This window comes from Pseudomonas soli, assembly GCF_900110655.1.
GTDB lineage: Bacteria > Pseudomonadota > Gammaproteobacteria > Pseudomonadales > Pseudomonadaceae > Aquipseudomonas > Aquipseudomonas soli.
In genome coordinates this window covers 120,554-138,841 of the sequence record NZ_FOEQ01000009.1, presented here as the reverse complement: position 1 = coordinate 138,841, position 18,288 = coordinate 120,554, and the positions used below count along the sequence as shown (strand labels likewise).

General features: G+C 61.4%; 14 protein-coding genes and 1 pseudogene. 9 read left to right on the top strand and 6 right to left on the bottom strand.

The features are described from left to right. Positions 1-6 precede the first annotated feature (6 nt). Positions 7-252 carry an acetyl-CoA carboxylase gene (locus BMY03_RS19325; protein ID WP_046855294.1) on the bottom strand — a complete coding sequence of 82 codons (246 nt, stop codon included), beginning with the start codon at positions 250-252 and terminating at the stop codon, positions 7-9. Positions 253-346: 94 nt separating this feature from the next. Further along, positions 347-1,105 (bottom strand): 5-oxoprolinase subunit PxpA, encoded by a 759-nt coding sequence (locus BMY03_RS19320; protein WP_046855293.1) that lies wholly within the window; start codon positions 1,103-1,105, stop codon positions 347-349. 125 nt (positions 1,106-1,230) lie between these two features. Here BMY03_RS19320 and BMY03_RS19315 point away from each other — a divergent pair, with 125 nt between their 5' ends. The 4 genes from BMY03_RS19315 (at position 1,231) to BMY03_RS19300 (ending at position 6,250) form a co-directional block, all read left to right on the top strand. After that, entirely contained in the window at positions 1,231-2,148 is a 918-nt protein-coding gene (locus BMY03_RS19315) for a LysR family transcriptional regulator (RefSeq protein ID WP_094011985.1), read from the top strand. Positions 2,149-2,270: 122 nt separating this feature from the next. Then, entirely contained in the window at positions 2,271-2,777 is a 507-nt protein-coding gene (locus BMY03_RS19310) for a sigma-70 family RNA polymerase sigma factor (protein WP_094011984.1), read from the top strand. Continuing rightward, the gene (locus BMY03_RS19305; RefSeq protein ID WP_094011983.1) at positions 2,747-3,772 is read left to right on the top strand and encodes a FecR domain-containing protein; all 1,026 of its coding nucleotides are present in this window, start codon (positions 2,747-2,749) and stop codon (positions 3,770-3,772) included. The genes BMY03_RS19310 and BMY03_RS19305 overlap by 31 nt, the downstream gene beginning before the upstream one ends. A gap of 81 nt (positions 3,773-3,853) precedes the next feature. Next, positions 3,854-6,250 (top strand): TonB-dependent siderophore receptor, encoded by a 2,397-nt coding sequence (locus BMY03_RS19300; protein ID WP_094011982.1) that lies wholly within the window; start codon positions 3,854-3,856, stop codon positions 6,248-6,250. A 111-nt stretch (positions 6,251-6,361) separates the two neighbouring features. Here the strand turns inward: BMY03_RS19300 and BMY03_RS19295 are convergent. From BMY03_RS19295 to BMY03_RS19280, 4 genes and pseudogenes are all read right to left on the bottom strand, one after another. Then, positions 6,362-6,608 (bottom strand): annotated as a pseudogene (locus BMY03_RS19295) (efflux RND transporter permease subunit); the annotation flags it as partial. Positions 6,609-6,639: 31 nt separating this feature from the next. Continuing rightward, a complete protein-coding gene (locus BMY03_RS19290; protein ID WP_094011981.1) occupies positions 6,640-7,173 on the bottom strand; it encodes an AAA family ATPase in 534 nt (177 codons plus the stop codon). Positions 7,174-7,390: 217 nt separating this feature from the next. Then, the gene (locus tag BMY03_RS19285) at positions 7,391-7,660 is read right to left on the bottom strand and encodes a hypothetical protein (RefSeq protein ID WP_236660999.1); all 270 of its coding nucleotides are present in this window, start codon (positions 7,658-7,660) and stop codon (positions 7,391-7,393) included. Positions 7,661-7,913: 253 nt separating this feature from the next. Continuing rightward, the gene (locus tag BMY03_RS19280; protein WP_094011979.1) at positions 7,914-8,804 is read right to left on the bottom strand and encodes a serine hydrolase domain-containing protein; all 891 of its coding nucleotides are present in this window, start codon (positions 8,802-8,804) and stop codon (positions 7,914-7,916) included. 291 nt (positions 8,805-9,095) lie between these two features. Between BMY03_RS19280 and ccoG the strand changes: the two genes are divergently transcribed. The 5 genes from ccoG to BMY03_RS19255 all read left to right on the top strand — a co-directional run bounded on the left by ccoG (position 9,096) and on the right by BMY03_RS19255 (position 18,283). Further along, complete coding sequence (ccoG, locus tag BMY03_RS19275; protein WP_023629544.1) at positions 9,096-10,502, top strand: cytochrome c oxidase accessory protein CcoG; 1,407 nt, start codon at positions 9,096-9,098, stop codon at positions 10,500-10,502. 39 nt (positions 10,503-10,541) lie between these two features. Beyond that, complete coding sequence (gene mapR, locus BMY03_RS19270) at positions 10,542-11,951, top strand: GntR family transcriptional regulator MpaR (RefSeq protein WP_038706298.1); 1,410 nt, start codon at positions 10,542-10,544, stop codon at positions 11,949-11,951. A 61-nt stretch (positions 11,952-12,012) separates the two neighbouring features. Beyond that, the gene (locus BMY03_RS19265; RefSeq protein ID WP_094011978.1) at positions 12,013-14,079 is read left to right on the top strand and encodes an ATP-binding protein; all 2,067 of its coding nucleotides are present in this window, start codon (positions 12,013-12,015) and stop codon (positions 14,077-14,079) included. 42 nt (positions 14,080-14,121) lie between these two features. Beyond that, on the top strand, positions 14,122-16,218 hold the full coding sequence (locus BMY03_RS19260) for a hybrid sensor histidine kinase/response regulator (protein WP_052062212.1): 2,097 nt from the start codon (positions 14,122-14,124) through the stop codon (positions 16,216-16,218). After that, complete coding sequence (locus BMY03_RS19255; RefSeq protein WP_094011977.1) at positions 16,187-18,283, top strand: hybrid sensor histidine kinase/response regulator; 2,097 nt, start codon at positions 16,187-16,189, stop codon at positions 18,281-18,283. The genes BMY03_RS19260 and BMY03_RS19255 overlap by 32 nt, the downstream gene beginning before the upstream one ends. Positions 18,284-18,288: the final 5 nt, after the last annotated feature.

The window sequence follows — 18,288 nt, the reverse complement described above, 5'->3', positions numbered from 1 at the left end:
GTGCCCTCACGCGTCTTCGAGTGTGGCGATGACCTGACCCGGCTCCACCGGATCACCGTCTTCGACCAGAAACGCGTCCAGACGCCCTGCCGTGCCGGCGGTCAGTTCGGAAAACTGCTTCATGACCTCGATCAGGCCGATCACCGTGTCGGCGCTGACCTGGGCACCCGCCTCGACGTAGTTCGGCGAGTCCGGGGTAGCCTTGCGGTAGAAAGTCCCCGGCAACGGGGTGATGACTGTGTGCTGCGCCATGTCTGTTCCTCTTGGAATAGTTGTAGAAAGGCAGGCAAAAAATCTGTGTGTCGAGTAAGCCCTGGCGTCTGCGTGCCAGGTGTCTTCGGTTGCGTTATCGCGGTGCGCGCACCTGGATCCCCGCGCCATCGAGCGCATTACGGGTAGCCTCGACCAGTGCCAGGGCACCGGGTGTATCGCTGTGCAAGCAAATGGAGTCGAATTCGATCGCCAGGTCTTCACCCTCCACCGTGCGCACCACGCCTTCCTGACAGGCACGCAGTACCCGCGCAGCTACTTGCGCGGGGTCGTAGGCACGCACATTGCGGGTGAAGACGATGGAGCCGCTGAGGTCGTATTCGCGGTCGGCGTAGAACTCGCGGATCACCGGTTGGCCGAGCTCCGTGGCGATACGCCAGATCGCCGAGTCGGGCATGCAATACAGCAGCAGCTCGGGCTCCAGGCGCTGCAGGTTTTCCACCAGCAAACGCGCCGCTTCCTCGTCCCGGGCCAGGTGCATGTACAGCGCGCCGTGGGGTTTGATGTGTTGCAGGGCCACGCCTTGAACCCGGGCGAGTTCACGCAGGGCGCCCAGCTGATAGAGCATGTCGTCCACCAGCTCCTGGGCCGGTGCATTGATGTGACGGCGGCCGAACCCGACCAGGTCGCGAAAGCCCGGATGGGCACCAACGGCCACGCCCAGGCGCTTGGCCTGCTCGACAGTGCGTCGCATGGTGCCGGGGTCGCCGGCATGGAAACCGGTGGCGATGTTGGCCGAGCTGATGAAGCCCATCAGTTCGTTGTCGACGCCGTCGCCGATAGTCCACGGACCGAAGCCTTCGCCCATGTCCGAATTGAAATCTACTGCCTGCATGACACTTGCTCCTGACCCTTGTGACTTCATGCAGAGCACGTTAAATTCCAGCCGCCCCCTTGGGAAGATCTATTATCAGAGGGGTTATCTTCTGAAAATCAGATACCTCATCAAGCGGAGTGTTCATGTCACTGACCCTGCGCCAGGTTCGCTATTTCGTCGCCACTGCCGAGATCGGGCAAATCTCCCAAGCTGCGATTCACTTGAATATTTCCCAGTCGGCGGTGACCACAGCGATCAAGGAGCTGGAGGGCATGCTCGGCACGCTACTGTTCCAGCGCTCGGCCCAGGGCATGAGCCTGACCGATGCCGGACGGCACTTTCTCAATCGGGCCTACGTGATCTTGCGCAGCGTCGACGACGCCCTTAACAGCCCACTGCCGGACGTTCGCGCCAGCGGCCTGTTGCGGGTAGCGGCCAGTTACACGGTGATCGGCTACTTCCTGCCGCACCATCTGCAACGCCTGGAACACTGGCACCCGGACGTGGCCATCGAAGTGCACGAACGGGAGCGCCAGGCCATCGAGCAAGGCCTGCTGGAAGGCGAATTCGACATGGCGGTGGTGCTGACCTCGAACCTGACCCACCCGGACATCGTCTCGAAAACCCTGCTCAATTCCGAGCGCCGGCTGTGGCTGCCCAGCCATCACCCGCTGTGCGAACACTCGGCCGTGAGCCTTGCCGACGTCACACAGGAGCCCTTCATCCTGCTTACCGTCGACGAAGCCGAACAAAGCGCCATGCGCTACTGGGAACATGCCCGACAGCAGCCCAACGTGCGAATCCGCACCAGCTCCGTGGAAGCGGTGCGCAGCATGGTGGCCAACGGCAGCGGCGTGGCGATCCTCTCCGACCTGGTACACCGCCCCTGGTCGCTGGAGGGTAAACGCATCGAAACCGTGACCATCACCGACAAGGTCACCCCCATGAGCGTCGGCCTGGCCTGGCATCGCGAGCGAGAATTCAGCCCGGCGATGCACGCGTTCAACAATTACTTCCACGACGCATTCCTGGCGCCGCAGCAACTTTCCGCACGGCGCTGAAAGCAAGCAAATGCCCCTGATCCATCAGGCCAGTCATGCACTGCGCCCTTGTGCATTCTTGTCGATACTCCATTAATCTCATATGATACTAAGTCTCATTTGCACCAGTTCTGTGGCAGCTCATGGCATCCATCGATACCGCTCAGCTCACTGCTCTCTACGAACAGCAACACCGCTGGTTGCGTAGCTGGCTGTATCGGCAATTGAGCTGCTCACACCGTGCTGCTGACTTGATGCAGGACACCTTCATGCGTCTGCTGGCCAGCAACGAGGCGCTTGAAATCCGCCAGCCCCGGCCTTTTCTGGCCAAGGTGGCACGCAGTGTCCTGTCCAACCACTACCGCCGCGCACGCCTGGAAAAAGCCTATCTGGAGGCGCTGCAGACCGAGGACCAAAGCGAACTGCCGGATCTGGCGACCCAATTGATTCTTTTCGAGACGCTGGTACGACTCGACGAAGCGCTGTGCGAACTGGATATCGCCGTCAAGAAGGCTTTTCTCTGGTCGCAACTCGATGGGCTCAGCCACGCAGAAATTGCCGAGCGGCTGGGTATTTCAATCGCTACCGTCAAGCGCCATATCATCAAGGCGGGGGCGCGATGCATGCTGGTGACGGAATCGCTGCAATGACTATCACCGCAAACGCCTTTGGCCAAGAACCCTCGCTATCGCCAAAAATGTGCGAGGAGGCCATGGAATGGTGGCTCGATATGCAGGAGGCCCATTTCGATTCACCCGCACAGGCCGCTTTCATGGCATGGCGTGGTGAACACCCCTTGCATGAGCTGGCCTGGGAAAAAGCCTTGACGCTGGGGGCGCAGCTCGACTCATTGCGCACCCAAGGCGATCCAGGCCTCGCCCGACAGGCGCTGTTGCTCCCCTCCCAGGAAGGGCTAAGCAGGCGTCGGGCAATAAAGGGCCTGGCCTTGCTTCTGGCTGCAGGTACCGGCGCCTGGTTGAGTCGCGACAGCGAGTTGGTGTCGCGCATGAGTGCCGACTACACCACGGGTGTCGGTGAGCAGCGACGTGTTGCGCTGGCCTCGGATCTGTCGCTTGAACTCAATACCCGTAGCGCGATAAATGCTCGCGCGACTGACCATCGCTGGCACCTGAGATTGCTCAGCGGCGAGGTCCTGATCAACACTGCCTTGAACCCGGCGCTGTTTATCGAAACCGCTCAGGTTCGGGCGCAGACGTCCTCGGCGCGTTTCACGATGCGGCAGTTTGACAATGGCTCGACCCAGTTGGCGGTCTATCGTGGCTCGCTTGACGTCCTGCCGACTCAAGCCAGCACCTGGACCACCCTGCAAGCCGGGCAGCTGGCGCGTTTCGGGCCGCTCGGGGTGCTCGATCAGGGGGCATTGCAAGCATCCACTCCCGCTTGGGCCGAAGGCATGATCGTCGCCAACGGCCAACCGCTTCAGGCGTTCCTCGATGAGCTTGGCCGGTATCGTCATGGGCATCTGGGGTGCGACGCCGCCTTGGCCAATCTGCGTGTATGGGGCACCTACCCGCTGGCAGACAGTGATCGAATCATCGATGCCGTCGCCCAGACACTGAAACTGGATGTACAGCGTTTCACTCGCCTGTGGATCAACTTGCGACCCCTGCCCGCTAACGTTTGAAGTTTTTTCGTCCTCGATGAGCCGTTTTGATTTCTGGCGAGACTCATAGGCCATACATCAAAAATCATCGGGAAACTTCACATGCATCGCCGCAGTATTTCCTCCTGCTACGTAACCTCGCTCGCCACTACCGCAGCGGTTCTGCTCGCCACTTCAGCGCCAGCCTGGGCAGCCGCCGATAGCCACGTGCAGCACTACGAAATTGCCCCGGCGCCACTGGGCGCTGCGCTCAATCAACTGGGCCAGCAAGCCCACTTGTTGTTGTCGTTTCCCAATGAGTTGATTGCCGGGCAAAACAGCCAGGGCTTGAATGGTGATTACACGGTCGACGGCGCTTTACAGGCGCTACTCGAGGGCAGCCAACTCAATGCGGTTCGCCAGCCGGATGGGCGATACACCCTCCAGCGCGCACCGGCCTCTGCCGCCCTGGAGCTTCAGAGCATTTCCATTTCGGGCAAGGCTCCCGGGTCGACTACAGAGGGCACCGGGCTCTACACCACCTACTCATCCAGCAGTTCGACCCGTCTGAACCTGACCCCCAAGGAAACCCCGCAGTCGCTGACCGTCATTACCCGCCAGCGCCTGGATGACCAGCGCCTGACCAATCTCAGCGATACCCTCGATGCCACACCGGGCATCATCGTGTTGCGCGACGGGCAAGGTGCCGAATCCGACGGTTACTTCTCTCGCGGCTTCGAGATCCAGAACTTTGAAATCGATGGTGTGCCCACCGTCAAGCGCATGGACAATTACACCCAGAGCATGGCCATGTATGACCGTGTGGAGGTAGTGCGCGGTGCTACCGGCCTGATCAGCGGGCTGGGCAGCCCTTCAGCGACGATCAACCTGATCCGCAAGCGTCCGACCGCCGAGGCTCAGGCCAGCGTCACCGCTGAAGCCGGCAACTGGGACCGCTACGGTACCGGCTTTGATGTATCCGGCCCGCTGACCGAAACCGGCAACGTACGCGGTCGCCTGGTCGCCGACTACAAGACCGAGCAGTCCTGGATCGACCGCTACAAACAGGACTCGCAACTGATCTACGGCATTACCGAGTTCGACCTGACCGAGGACACCCTGCTGACGATGGGCTTCAGTTATCAACGCACAGACGTTGACTCCCCCATGCGCTCCGGCCTGCCGACCCGCTTCACTGACGGCTCTCGTACAAACCTCAAACGCTCGCTCAATTCGGCTCAGACCTGGTCTTACAACGACCATGAACAAACCAGCTTTTTCACCTCGATCGAGCAGCAGTTTGCCAATGGCTGGAGCGGAAAGATCGAACTGACCCACTCCGAAAACAAGTTTGACGAAGTCTTCAACTACGTCAACGGTAGCCTCAACCCGGATGGAAGTGGCACCACTCAGTTGCCAGTGCGCTTCTCCGGTATCCCACGCCAGAACAACATCGATGCCTACCTGACCGGCCCGTTCGGCCTGTTGGGCCGCGAGCACGAGTTGATCGCCGGTGTGACCTTGTCCAACTACTACGAGAGCGTGCCAAGCTACGGCGGCTGGAAATACGATTACTCGGGCTCTCCCGCCGGCGCGATCGACAACCTGCTGAACTGGAACGGCGCCTCGCTGAAACCGGAATTCGACGTCACGGGCAAATCCACTGTCGACGAGACCCAATACGCCGCCTACCTCGCCACGCGCCTGCATGCCACCGACGATCTGAGCATCTTGCTGGGTAGCCGCGTGATCGACTGGCATCGTGACATCGAGGACAAGCCCTACAACGCAGAACACACCAAGACCAAGGAATCGGAAACCGGCGTCTACATTCCGTATGCCGGCGTGGTGTATGACGTCAACGATACGTGGTCGCTGTATGCCAGCTATACGAAAATCTTCAACCCTCAGTCGTCCTGGGTTCGCGACATCAACAACAAGCCACTGGACCCGATGGAAGGCACCGGCTATGAAGTCGGTGTCAAGGGCAGCCACTTCGACGGCAAGCTGAACTCCAGCATCGCGCTGTTCAAGATCGAGCAGGACAACCTGGCGATCTGGATCGACACTCCAGGCGGCAACACTTACAAGTCGGAACAGGGCACTACTACCAAGGGCGCTGAGTTCACCTTGGACGGAGAACTGGCCGAAGGCTGGCAGGCCTCCGCCGGTTATGCCTATGCGGTGAGCACCGACGCTGACGACCAGCGTATCGTTACCACCCTGCCCCGCCACAGTCTGAAGACCTTCACCAGCTATCGCCTGCCGGGCATTCTGGACAAGGTCACCCTCGGCGGCGGTGTGAACTGGCAGAGCAAGACCGGTGCCGACCTGCACACCTTCACCCAGGGCAGCTACGCCGTCACCAACCTCATGGCTCGCTACGACTTCAACCAACACCTGAGTGCGTCAGTCAATCTGAACAACGTGTTCGACCGCGAATACCTCAGCTATGCCGGCGACCACGGTATGTACGGTGCGCCAAGAAACATCATGACGGGTATCAAATACAACTTCTGACGTTCGCACGCGCCGTACTGAACCAGGGCTGTCGGTTTCAACCCAGTATCAACGGCCGCAAGACCAAGGGCATTTGCACGACTGGAAATCGATGGCTCTGGCGCTCGACACTTAGTTTCGCGGCAGTATGTTCAGCATACTGTCCCGTGCCATGCCGGAAGAATGTACAGGAATGCCTGCGCCGAGTTTTCTCAGCACGACATAGAACACCGGCGACAGCAACAAGCCGAACAACGTCACGCCAAGCATTGCGCAAAACACCGTGACGCCCGACCTCGCTACCTGCGCCGCTGCCGAGCAGAAGCGGTACGGCGCCGGCGATGAATGCCAGAGAGGTCATCACGATCGACCGCAGCCGCCAATCAATCGAGAACGGGCCTCTAATGACCTCACGCCACCTGATCAGGCAATGCGCCCAGGCTCGCGAGAAAAACTTCGGTATCTCGATTGGACCGCAGGCAGACCACGCGACAAGCCGACGGGGCGGTCGCCACGAATCGCTTCATCGCCTCCCGGGACGAGTTCTTCGTCCGCCACATGAACCTGAAAAACTCCGGCAGGTTGGCCAGCAGTTCCGGACAGTCGTCCGGCAAGTCAGGCCGAGATCGACCGCGGCTCAGCATCGTTCTGAAGAACACACGCCAGAATCGAAGCGGCGCCGAGCGATCGATCCATATCACCGTGTCAGCGCGGGCCAGCCGGTTTTGCCATGTCGTCGAGTGCCCGCCTTCGAAGATCCAACGCTCACGGGCCTCGACCTCATGGCAAAGACGCGTCTTCTCGTCACGGCTGCGCTCGACCCACCCTGGCTGCCAGTGAATCGTGTCGATATGCACGACCGGCAAGCCCGTGCGCTCGCCAAGCTTGCGCGCCAGGGTACTTTTCCCAGACCCTGGCTGACCAATGATCATCACCCGTTGCATTGAAGCTCCCTCTCGCCATGCCTGATGATTTTTGGGGGCGCGATTGTACGGCAATGGCGGGTTCGGTCAACTGCATGCTTTGAGCGTCTGTTGTAGGTCGATAGCCGTGGTCGTTGATGACTGGTATCGACCCATAGCGGTCAATCTAGTGCTATCTGGCAAGATCAAGATGCCTGTCTCTGTGGGGGCCGCGCGAGTGTTTGGACATCTTCTGACATCACCACAACAATGCTTCAACCTGATCAAATCGCTCTGCAATCTTCAAATAGGTTTCTGCCCAACCGCTACTCATGCTTGTTTCTTGCAGCGGCCCAGTGGGTGCAAAGATTACGGTGAGCTTCAATCGTTCGGGTAAGGTGCCGGCCTTCACCAAGTCAAGCAAGCTTTGAAGCTCTTGTATTGCTTCGCTTTCGTCTGCCCAATACGACCAGCAAAAGTCGTTACCTGGAATCGACACCAGCTCGATAGACGCCTCCAGAATCAACACCAGCAACTCCATCGGAGAAGGGTCGCCAGGGTTGGGACCGAGCAAGTACCTAACTCGCTCAAGTTTCATAACGCAGCACTCTGGCAAGGAAGTTGACAGCTCGGGATTTTAATCGTTTCTTGGTACTTGGGTTGAAGCGGCTGATTCAGGCCGATAGCGGTCATCCACGACGTTCAGCTATCGAGCAAAAAACGGATGTTATATCCAGGCAACTAGTGATCTCCCGCAAAAGCGAAACAAGCCCCAGAAAGCCTCAGCACCGCGCCTCAAGTAATTTACGTATCTCCCGGACTACCACCGCCTCGACACTTCCCTCATCCAGCTCCATCGAGAACACTGCGCAACACGCAACGGCCTCGCCCACCGCACATCGATAAACCGCCACCACGCTCCCGGGCCCGCACCCGGTATGCCCGGCCAGCGTCAAGCCGCCCTCGACCGCCCCTCGCATCAGCCCCAAAGCATACCCTGGCGCGATCCAAGGCCGGCCAGCCATTGGCCCACCCAACACCTTTGTCACCTGCATTTCCTGCAGCAGCTCCGCCGGAAGCAGTGCCCCGGCAAGCAGACGATCCAGCAAATGCGCAGCCTGCGAAACAGGGCCGATCAGCAGCCCGTGATAGACCCAGCCAGGGTCGTAGTTCAACGAATCGCCCAGGTAGTCCCCATGCAGATCCGCGCGTTTGCTCGCCAGGCGAACCGCCGAGATACCGAGTGGCGCCAACACCTGCTGCCTGAGCGCTTCCTCAAGCGGTAAGCCCGTGGCCCGCTCGATGAGCCTGGCTACCAGCATGTAACCCACATTCGAGTAGCGCCAGTCCGCTCCGGGGGCGTAGCGAAGCCGGGCGCCATCCAGGCGCTGCATCATCTCGTCCACGGGCCACGCAGGTTCATGCTTGGCAACCGCCGCGTGGTAATCGGCAAGCTCGCAATAATCTGCGAGGCCCGCCTCGTGACGCAGAAGCTGGCGCAGGGTGCAAGGGGTTTCAGGCAGCGCGGCATCCAGGCCAAGTCGACCGTCACGCACCAAGGTCAAGGCGGTCGCGGCCAATACCGTCTTTGTGAAGCTCCACCAGGGCACACAGGGTTCGGCCTGGAGGGATGGCGTTAATGAGCGACCTTTGAACAGCGTGGAAATCAGCATCGAATACTCATGCAGTCATGACGGACCGGTACGCAGGCATAGAAGCAACACCTTACCCCATTGTGGCGATGCGGGCCGCTTCTCTCGTTCCACATCCAGAGCCGTAGCAACACAGGTGCGGTGGATAGCCGCAGGCATCTGCCATCCAGTACGCCATACCCCGAAATACAAGGCCTCAACCAATAAACCTGCCATCTGATATGGTTTTTATCGCGATACCTGGGCCTGTGCTGAAAACAGATCGCGGGCCATAGTGCCCTGGCCTGATCGAGGCCTGATGAGCGACGAACCATGAGCGAGAGAATCCCCTTCCGAGTCATCGAGGTTGCCCCCACCACCCACAAGAGCAAAAGCCAGGTGGCCGGTGGCATCCATACACGCAGTTTCACTGGCTTCTACCGCAACCTGCGGATCGCCTTCGCCGGCTTGCTGTTCGTACTGTTCTTCGGCACTGCCTGGTTGCAATGGGGCGACCGCCAGGCCGTGCTCTGGGACCTGGCCGACAGCAAGTTCCATATCTTCGGCGCGACCTTCTGGCCGCAGGACTTCATCCTGCTGTCGGCGCTGCTGATCATCTGCGCCTTCGGCCTGTTCGCCATCACCGTGTTTGCCGGGCGCGTGTGGTGCGGCTACAGCTGCCCGCAAAGCACCTGGACCTGGCTGTTCATGTGGTGCGAGAAAATCGCCGAGGGCGACCGCAACCAACGCATCAAGCTGGCCGCCGCGCCCTGGGGGGTGGAGAAGATCGCCCGCCGCGCTCTCAAGCACGGCCTGTGGCTGGCCATTGGCGTGCTGACCGGGCTGACCTTTGTCGGCTACTTCACGCCGATCCGCCCGCTGGCTGCCGAACTGTTCACCTTCGAGCTGGGTGGCGTGGCCTTGTTCTGGGTGCTGTTCTTCACCGCCGCCACCTACCTCAACGCCGGCTGGCTGCGCGAGGCGGTATGCATGCACATGTGCCCCTATGCGCGGTTCCAGAGTGTGATGTTCGACAAGGACACCCTGGCGGTGGCCTACGACCCCAGCCGCGGCGAAGCCCGTGGCCCGCGCAAGAAAGGCAGCGATGCGCGCAGCCAGGGCCTGGGCGACTGCATCGACTGCACCCTGTGCGTGCAGGTATGCCCCACCGGCATCGACATCCGCGAAGGCCTGCAGATGGCCTGCATCGGCTGCGCCGCCTGCATCGACGCCTGCGACGGGGTGATGGACAAGATGGGCTATGCCCGTGGCCTGATCGGCTACAAGTCCGAACACAACCTGCAAGGCGGCAAGACCCACTGGCTGCGCCCTCGCCTGCTCGGCTACGCCGCCGCGCTGACGGTGATGATCGGCGCCCTGGTGTTGGCCCTGCAGATGCGCCCGATGGTGTCGATGGACGTGATCAAGGACCGTGGCCTGTTCCGCGAGAACGCCCTGGGCCAGATCGAGAACATCTACCTGCTCAAGATCATCAACAAGACCCAGGAACCGCAGCACTATCGCCTGCGCCTGGTGGACGCCGACGGCTTCGAGCTGCATGGCCGTACTGAGTTCACCCTGGCCTCCGGCGAGATGAGCGAGCTGCCGGTGTCGGTGGCGATGCTGGCTGATCGCCCGACCAGCAGCTCCCAGGAACTGACCTTCGAGATCCAGGACAGCGACCAGCCGGGGATCCGCAGCACCGCGCGCAGCCGTTTCGTCGCACCGATGAATCGCTGATCCCTTACACTGACCATCACCTTGCCTGCCAAAGCCATAATGAAACGCTACGAACGATTTGCCGACGACATTGCCGAACTCATCCGCTCCGGGGTGCTAGGCCCCGGCCAGCGGGTGCCTTCGGTGCGCTACGCCAGCCAGACCCACGGGGTCAGCCCGTCCACCGTGTTCCAGGCCTATTACCTGCTGGAGCGCCGCGGACTGATCCGTGCCCGGCCGCGTTCCGGATACTTCGTCAACGCCCATGCGCCGCGGCCGTTCTGCGAGCCGCAGCCCCAGGCGCCGGCCAGCGAGTCCACCGATGTCGATGTGAGCGGCCTGGTGTTCTCGATCCTCGACTCGATCAAGGACCCGCACACCGTGCCGTTCGGCTCGGCCTTCCCCAGCCCGAGCCTGTTCCCGTTGCAGCGCCTGTCCCGTTCGCTGGCCAGCGCCAGCCGGGCCATGGACCCGCGCATGGTGGTGACCGACCTGTCGCCGGGCAACCCGCAACTGCGCCGACAGATCGCCCTGCGCTACATGGTTGGCGGGCTGATGCTGCCCATGGAAGAGCTGCTGATCACCAACGGCGCGCTGGAAGCGTTGAACCTGTGCCTGCAGGCCGTGACCCAGCCTGGCGACCTGGTAGCCATCGAGGCACCGGCCTTCTATGCCTGCCTACAGGTGCTCGAACGCCTCAAGCTCAAGGCGGTGGAAATCCCAGTGCACCCGCGCGAGGGCATGGACCTCGGCGTGCTGGCCCAGACCCTCGACAAACACCCGGTCAAGGCCGTGTGGTGCATGACCAACTTCCAGAACCCGGTGGGCGCGAGCATGCCGGAGGCCAAGAAGCAGGAACTGGTCGAATTGCTCAAACGCCACCAGGTACCGCTGATCGAGGACGATGTCTATGCCGAGCTGTACTACTCGCAGCAGGCGCCAAAGCCGGCCAAGGCCTTCGATACCGAAGGCCTGGTGATGCACTGCGGGTCGTTCGCCAAGAGCCTGGCCCCGGGCTATCGCATTGGGTGGGTGGCGGCCGGGCGCTTTGCGCAGAAAATCGAGCGGCTCAAGCTGATGACCTCCCTGTGCGCCTCGATGCCGGCCCAGGCGGCGATCGCCGACTACCTGCAACACGGCGGCTACGACCGCCACCTGCGCAAGCTGCGCTACGCGCTGGAGGGCCAACAGGCCAACATGCTCGCCGCCATCGCCCGTCACTTCCCGGCGCAGACCCGGGTCAGCCAGCCCTCTGGCGGCTACTTCCTGTGGCTGGAGCTGCCCGAGCAGATGGACGCGTTGAAGCTGTTCCACATGGCGTTGGCCCAGGGCATCAGCATCGCGCCAGGGCCGATCTTCTCGCCCACCCGGCGCTTCGGCAACTGTATCCGCCTGAACTATGGCAGCCCCTGGGGCGATGGCGCGGAACAGGCCATGGAAACCTTGGGACGAATCGTGCGTTCGTTCTGATGCATGGCAGGTAAAGGTCGGCCCGGTTATAGTTTCGCCACTAGCCGACCGGTACCTGCCCATGGCCAATACTCCAGCCCCCTCCATCGAACGCTTGAGCGCACGCATCGCCGAGCTCGAGGCGCAAGTTGCGCGCAATGAGCTCGAATTAAACTGCTTTGCATTGCTGCGCAGCCATATGGCCGAGGGTTTCTGCGTGCTGGAGCTGCTTGACGGGCCAGAGGGGCCGCTGAGTAACTATCGCTACATCCTCAGCAACGATGCCTGCCTCCAGCACACCGCACATGCCAAGCAGATGGGGCAGACGGTGCGTGAACTCCTCCCCAGCGAAGCCGACGCCTGGGTAGCACGCTTCGCCGAAGTCGTGCGTACCGGCAAACCGGCCTGCTTCGAGCAGCGCTTGAACGCCACCGACCGTCTGCTGTCCATCGCTGCCCATCGCCTAGGCCCGGCCACCGACCGCCGGGTGGCGGTGCTGTTTACCGGCGCCCCGGCCAGCGAACGGGTCACGAATGCCATGCTTGACCGCGCCCGCAAGAGCGCTGACGAAGCGCGTGTAAACAACAAGCTTCTGGGAGAGCTGGTCGACCACAGCTTGGCCAACGTATTTGCTGCCGACTGCAACCAGCGCCTGATCGCCATCAACCGGACAGCATGCGAAACCTTCGAGCGTCTGCATGGCTTCATCCCCAAGGTGGGCGATTCCATTTCGCAGATCCTGGCGGCAACGCCTGACCTCCTGCCAAGCCTCGAGCCGGTGTGGCCGAGAGTGCGGGCGGGCGAGCCATTCACTCATGTCATCACCGTCGGCCCCGCTGAAGCGCAGCGACACTACGATATGCGCTACAACCCCTTGCGCGACGCCGAGGGACGGATTCAGGGCGGCTACCTCTTCGCCTATGACATCTCATCGCGGGTAAAGGAGCAGGAACGCCTGCAACTGACAGAAGAAGCCTTGCGCCAATCGCAGAAAATGGAAGCTATTGGCCAACTTACCGGGGGCATCGCCCACGATTTCAACAATCTCCTGGGGGGCATCCTGGCCGCCCTCGAGATCGCCGACAAACGACTCAGACACGGTCATAGCCGCGACTGTCGGCACATGCTCGGCATCGTCCAGCAGAACGCCACGCGTGCCAGCACGCTGGTCCAACGCCTGCTGGCATTCGCCCGCCAGCAGACGCTGACGCCACAGGCCGTGGACGTGCACCTTCTGATGGCGGGCATGCACGACCTGATCAACAGCACCCTCGATGCGAACATCACATTTGTCGATGCGACGCTGGCCGGGCAGTGGGCAGTGCGTGTGGATCCCCCGCAACTGGAAAACGCCTTGTTGAACCTGTGTATCAACGCCCGGGATGCCATGTCCAGAGGCGGCACCTTGCGTATCAGTTGCCAGAACAATCCACTCGGCTCACCCGAGGCCGCTGCCTTGCAGCTCGCTCCAGGCGACTACCTTCAGATCGTGGTGGAAGATACGGGCTGCGGCATGCCCGCCGAGGTTGCCTCCCGCGCCATCGAGCCGTTCTTCACCACCAAGCCACTTGGCCAGGGTACTGGCCTGGGCTTGTCCATGGCATATGGACTGATGCGCCAGTCCGGTGGACAGTTGAGTATCCACAGCACTCCCCAAGGCGGCACACGCATCAGCCTGTACCTGCCACGGGAACAGAGTTCCACGTTACCGCTCGCACACTTGGACCCTCACCGAGCGATAGAGTCTGCATGTAATACTGGCCTCGACATTCTGCTGGTCGAAGACCAGCAGACCCTGCTCATGGTAATCCGTGAGGTATTGGAAGAACGGGGGCATCGGGTTCGCGTCTTCGACGAAGGCGTTGGCGCCGTACAGGCCCTTGGCCAGGCCCCCAGCCCCGCATTGTTGATAGTCGATCTCGGATTGCCAGGTAGCGTCGATGGCTACCAGGTCGCCAACGCTTATCGTGCCGGTAACGCGCACATGCCCGTGTTGTTCATCATCGGCTACGACGGGGAGTTGGATAAGGACCGGTGGACGCAATCCGATCACACCCTCCTGCTGCGCAAACCCTTTGAGTTGGCGTTGCTGATGGCACGGGTCGACCAGTTGCTCAGCGGTACCCGCCAAGCTCCTGACACACTCTGACGCAAAGCCGCCACGGCGCCCCCCCTATCACTGGAAGCCCTCATGCCCTCGCGCGAACTGCAGTCCCTTCGCCAACAGATGGAAGTCCTTCGTCAGCGCAACACCGAGTTGGAAACACAATGGGCCCGCCATCAACAGGATGATCAAGACCTGTTCCGCTTTCTCTTCGACACGATGGACGAAGGTTTCTGTGTCATCGAGTTCTTCGATGGGCCTCACGGTCCGCTCAGCGACTACGTGCATGTGCTGGCGAATGCGGCCTATACCCGCCACGCAGGCATTGCCGACGTAACCGGGCAGAAACTGCGGGAAATGGTGCCCGACGAAGCCGATGACTGGATCGCCCGTTATGGCCCCGTGCTGCGCACCGGGAAGCCCTTGCAGTTCGAGCAGGAATTGGTGGCAACGGGGCGGGTGCTGTCGGTGACCACCTTCCGCATCGAGCCGGCCGAACGCCGGCAAGTGGCGGTACTGTTCAAGGACGTCACCGAGCGTTACCGCGCCGAAACGGCGCTGCAACAACTCAACGAGCATCTCGAACAACGCGTGGCTGCCGCCCTCGCTGAACGCAGCTTGTTTGCCGAGCTGGTGGAGAACAGCGTTGCGCGGGTACAGGTGGTGGACACCTCGATGACATTCCTCGCGGTAAACAAACGCGCGGTCAGGGACTTCGAGTATCTGTTCAACCATACGCTCAAGGCAGGCGATAGCCTGATCGACTGCCTGGCAGACTTCCCCACCGAGCTTGACCGCTGCATGGCGCTGTGGCGCAGAGCACTGGCAGGTGAAAGCTTCACTGAAGTGATCGCTTACGAAAAAAATGGCCGCCTTGGCCATTTCGAGTCGCGTTTCACGCCACTGCGCGACGGCGCCGGGGTAATAACCGGCGCTTATTTGTTCGTCTACGACATCACCCGCCGGGTCAACGAGCAGCAACAACTGCTGGAGGCTGAAAAGGCCTTGCGCCAGGCCCAGAAGATGGAGGCAGTTGGCCAGCTTACCGGTGGCATCGCCCATGACTTCAACAACCTGCTGGCGGGGATACTCGGCGCTCAGGAGCTGATGCGCCAACGTGTGCAGCAAGCACGCCATGATGATATCCCGGCCTTGCTGGACAGCGCCTGCAGTTCAGCTCATCGGGCCGCCACGCTGGTTCAGCGGCTGCTGGCTTTTTCCAGACAACAGACCCTGCAGCCCCAGATGATCCGGCTCCGTACCCTGGTCGAGGGCATGCAGGAGTTGATCAGTCGCAGTGTCGGCCCGGCCATTGAAGTGAGCTGCCATTTCGAGCATGACAAGGGGCTGAGCTTTGTCGACCCGCCACAATTAGAGAGCGCGCTGCTCAACCTGTGCATCAACGCCCGCGATGCCATGCCCAGTGGCGGGCGCATCGATATCGATTGCCGCCGGGTGCAGATTACAGATGATACTGCCCAGACGTTGAATTTGCCGGCGGGTCGTTATCTGTGCCTGGCGGTAGAGGACAATGGCCAAGGCATGTCTGCAGAGGTGGCGGCACGTGCGGTCGAACCGTTTTTCACCACCAAGCCGTCAGAGCGCAACACCGGGCTTGGGCTGTCCATGGTCTACGGCTTCGTCCGCCAGTCCGGTGGCCAATTGCAGATCCGCTCGGCGCCTGGTGAAGGGACATGCATACGCCTTTACCTGCCTTGGAAACCCGGGAGCGAACGCCCGCCCTTGGCGGCAATCGAGCCTGCTGCCCGCACTCCCGCCTCCGGGCGACGCATAACCTTGGTAGAAGACCATGAACCACTGCGCGCGATAATCACTGAAGTACTCGAAGACCTCGGCCATTGCATCGACAGCTACCCAAACGGCCCTGCAGCCCTCGAGGCGAACGGCCAGCCCGAGTTGTTGATCACCGATATCGGCCTGCCCGGCGGCCTTGATGGACGACAGGTAGCCGAGGCGTTTCGCCTGCGCCTGCCTGAGGTACCTGTGCTTTTCATCACCGGTTACGATGCGAATGCCGTATTGAATGAGCGGCCCATGCCTTCTGGGGCTCGAGTACTGACCAAACCCTTCACGCTCGAAGCGCTGGTCGAACAGGTAGAGCAATTGCTGTCGATGACAAGGAGCCCCGTCGATGACTGTGTGCCCGCGAAGCGAGAATCCTGAGGATGTGCATGAGCTGCGGCAGGCCCTCAGCGAAGAGCGCCAGCGCAACATGCGCATGGCACAAGAGCTGGAGCGATTGCAGGCGCGGGTGCAGGAGGCCGAACGCTACCGGTTCCTGTTCGAGGCCATGGAGGAAGGTTTCTGCATCATCCAGTTCATCCCCGGCGCCGACGGCCAATGGAACGACTACCTGCACCTGATGGCCAATCCCGCCTATTGCCGCCATGCTGGTTTGTCCGATGTAGTGGGGCGCACCTTGCGCGAAGTCATCCCCGACGAGGCCGAAATCTGGCTGGAACGCTTCGGTGAAGTGGAACGCACCGGCGATCCCATCTACTTCGAACACGATCTGTACGCCACTGACCGCTGCCTTGGGTTGGCGGCGATTCGGGTCGAGCCCGCCGAACATCATCAAGTCGCGGTGATCTTTCGCGATGTGACGGCGCGCAAGCGCGCCGAAACGGCCTTGCACAAGCTCAATACGCAACTTGAACGGCGCATCGAGCAGGCAGTAGCCGAGCGCAAGATTTTCGCCGACCTGATCGATGCCAGCGTCGCCTGCGTGCAAGTGGTGGACAGGCACATGCGTTGGCTGGCCGTCAACGCCGCCACTCGCGTCGAATTCCAGCGGATTTTCGCTTTCGAGCCCGAAATCGGTGCGCCACTGATGGCCGAATTCTCAGCCGCAACGAGCGACTGCCAACGCTCTCTGGCGCTATGGCGCAAGGCGTTGTCCGGAGAAACCTTCATCGAAATCGACGCGTTCGGTGAAGGTGCCGCGCGCCGTCACTATGAAATGCGTTTCGCGCCCTTGCACGATAACGATGGCCAACCAGTGGGCGCTTACCTGTTCGCCTACGACATTACCGAGCGGGTCCAGGAGCAACAACGCCTGGCGCAAGCCGAACAAGCGTTGCGCCAGGCGCAGAAAATGGAGGCCGTGGGCCAGCTGACCGGCGGTGTGGCGCACGACTTCAACAACCTGCTCGGCGGCATTCTTGGGGCACTGGAACTGGCTGACCAGCGCGTGCAACAACAACGTCACGATGCCCTGCCGCTGCTGCTGGGCAACGCCAAGGACGCCGCGCTGCGAGCCGCCTCGCTGGTTCACCGACTGCTGGCGTTCTCCCGCCAACAGATTCTGCAGCCCAAGCCTACCGCTGTGGCGGCACTGGTCGAGGGCATGCGCGAACTGATTGCGCGCACTGTCGGGCCGCATATCGACCTGTCTTGTCAGAACGATGACGAACTTTGGACAGTGCGCATAGATCCGCCGCAGTTGGAGAGCGCGCTGCTCAATCTGTGCATCAATGCCCGCGACGCCATCAGCGGCAATGGCGCGGTGCGCATCGCCTGCAGCAACGTCGAACTGGACGAGCAGGATGCCGCCATCCTGGATCTGGGCGCCGGGCAGTACGTGCGCATCAGCGTCGACGACAATGGGCGCGGCATGGAGAAGCCCGTGCTGGCACGGGCCATGGATCCTTTCTTCACCACTAAGCCGCTTGGCCAGGGCACCGGCCTTGGGCTTTCGATGATCTTCGGTTTCGTACGTCAGTCCGGGGGCCAGCTAAAAATAGCCTCGATACCTGGGCAAGGCACCAGCATATCCATGTTTCTGCCTCGCCACCACGGCGCGGCGCAGTGCCTGCGAGGCAAGACTACAGGGTGCGTGGTCGCACCTCAGACACAGGGCAGTGCGCGCAACGTCGCGGTGGTTGAAGATGAGCTGGCCATGCGCAAGGTGATGGGCGAAGTCCTCGAGGAGATGGGCCATGAGGTGCGTATGTTCAAGGATGGCCCCGAAGCCGTGGCAGGCCTGCAGGCAAGCAAGGCGCCAGACTTGCTGGTGACTGACGTCGGCCTACCCGGCGGCCTCAATGGCCGCCAGGTGGCCGGCCTGCTGCGCCAGCGCTACCCAGGCTTAAAAGTACTGTTTGTCACGGGCTACGACGAAACGGCTGCGCTGGGCGATGGCGGCCTCGAGACAGGCATGAGCGTGCTGACCAAGCCGTTTTCCTTGCAGCAACTGGCAGAGCAGGTCGATTGCCTGCTGCAGGAGTGAGGAGC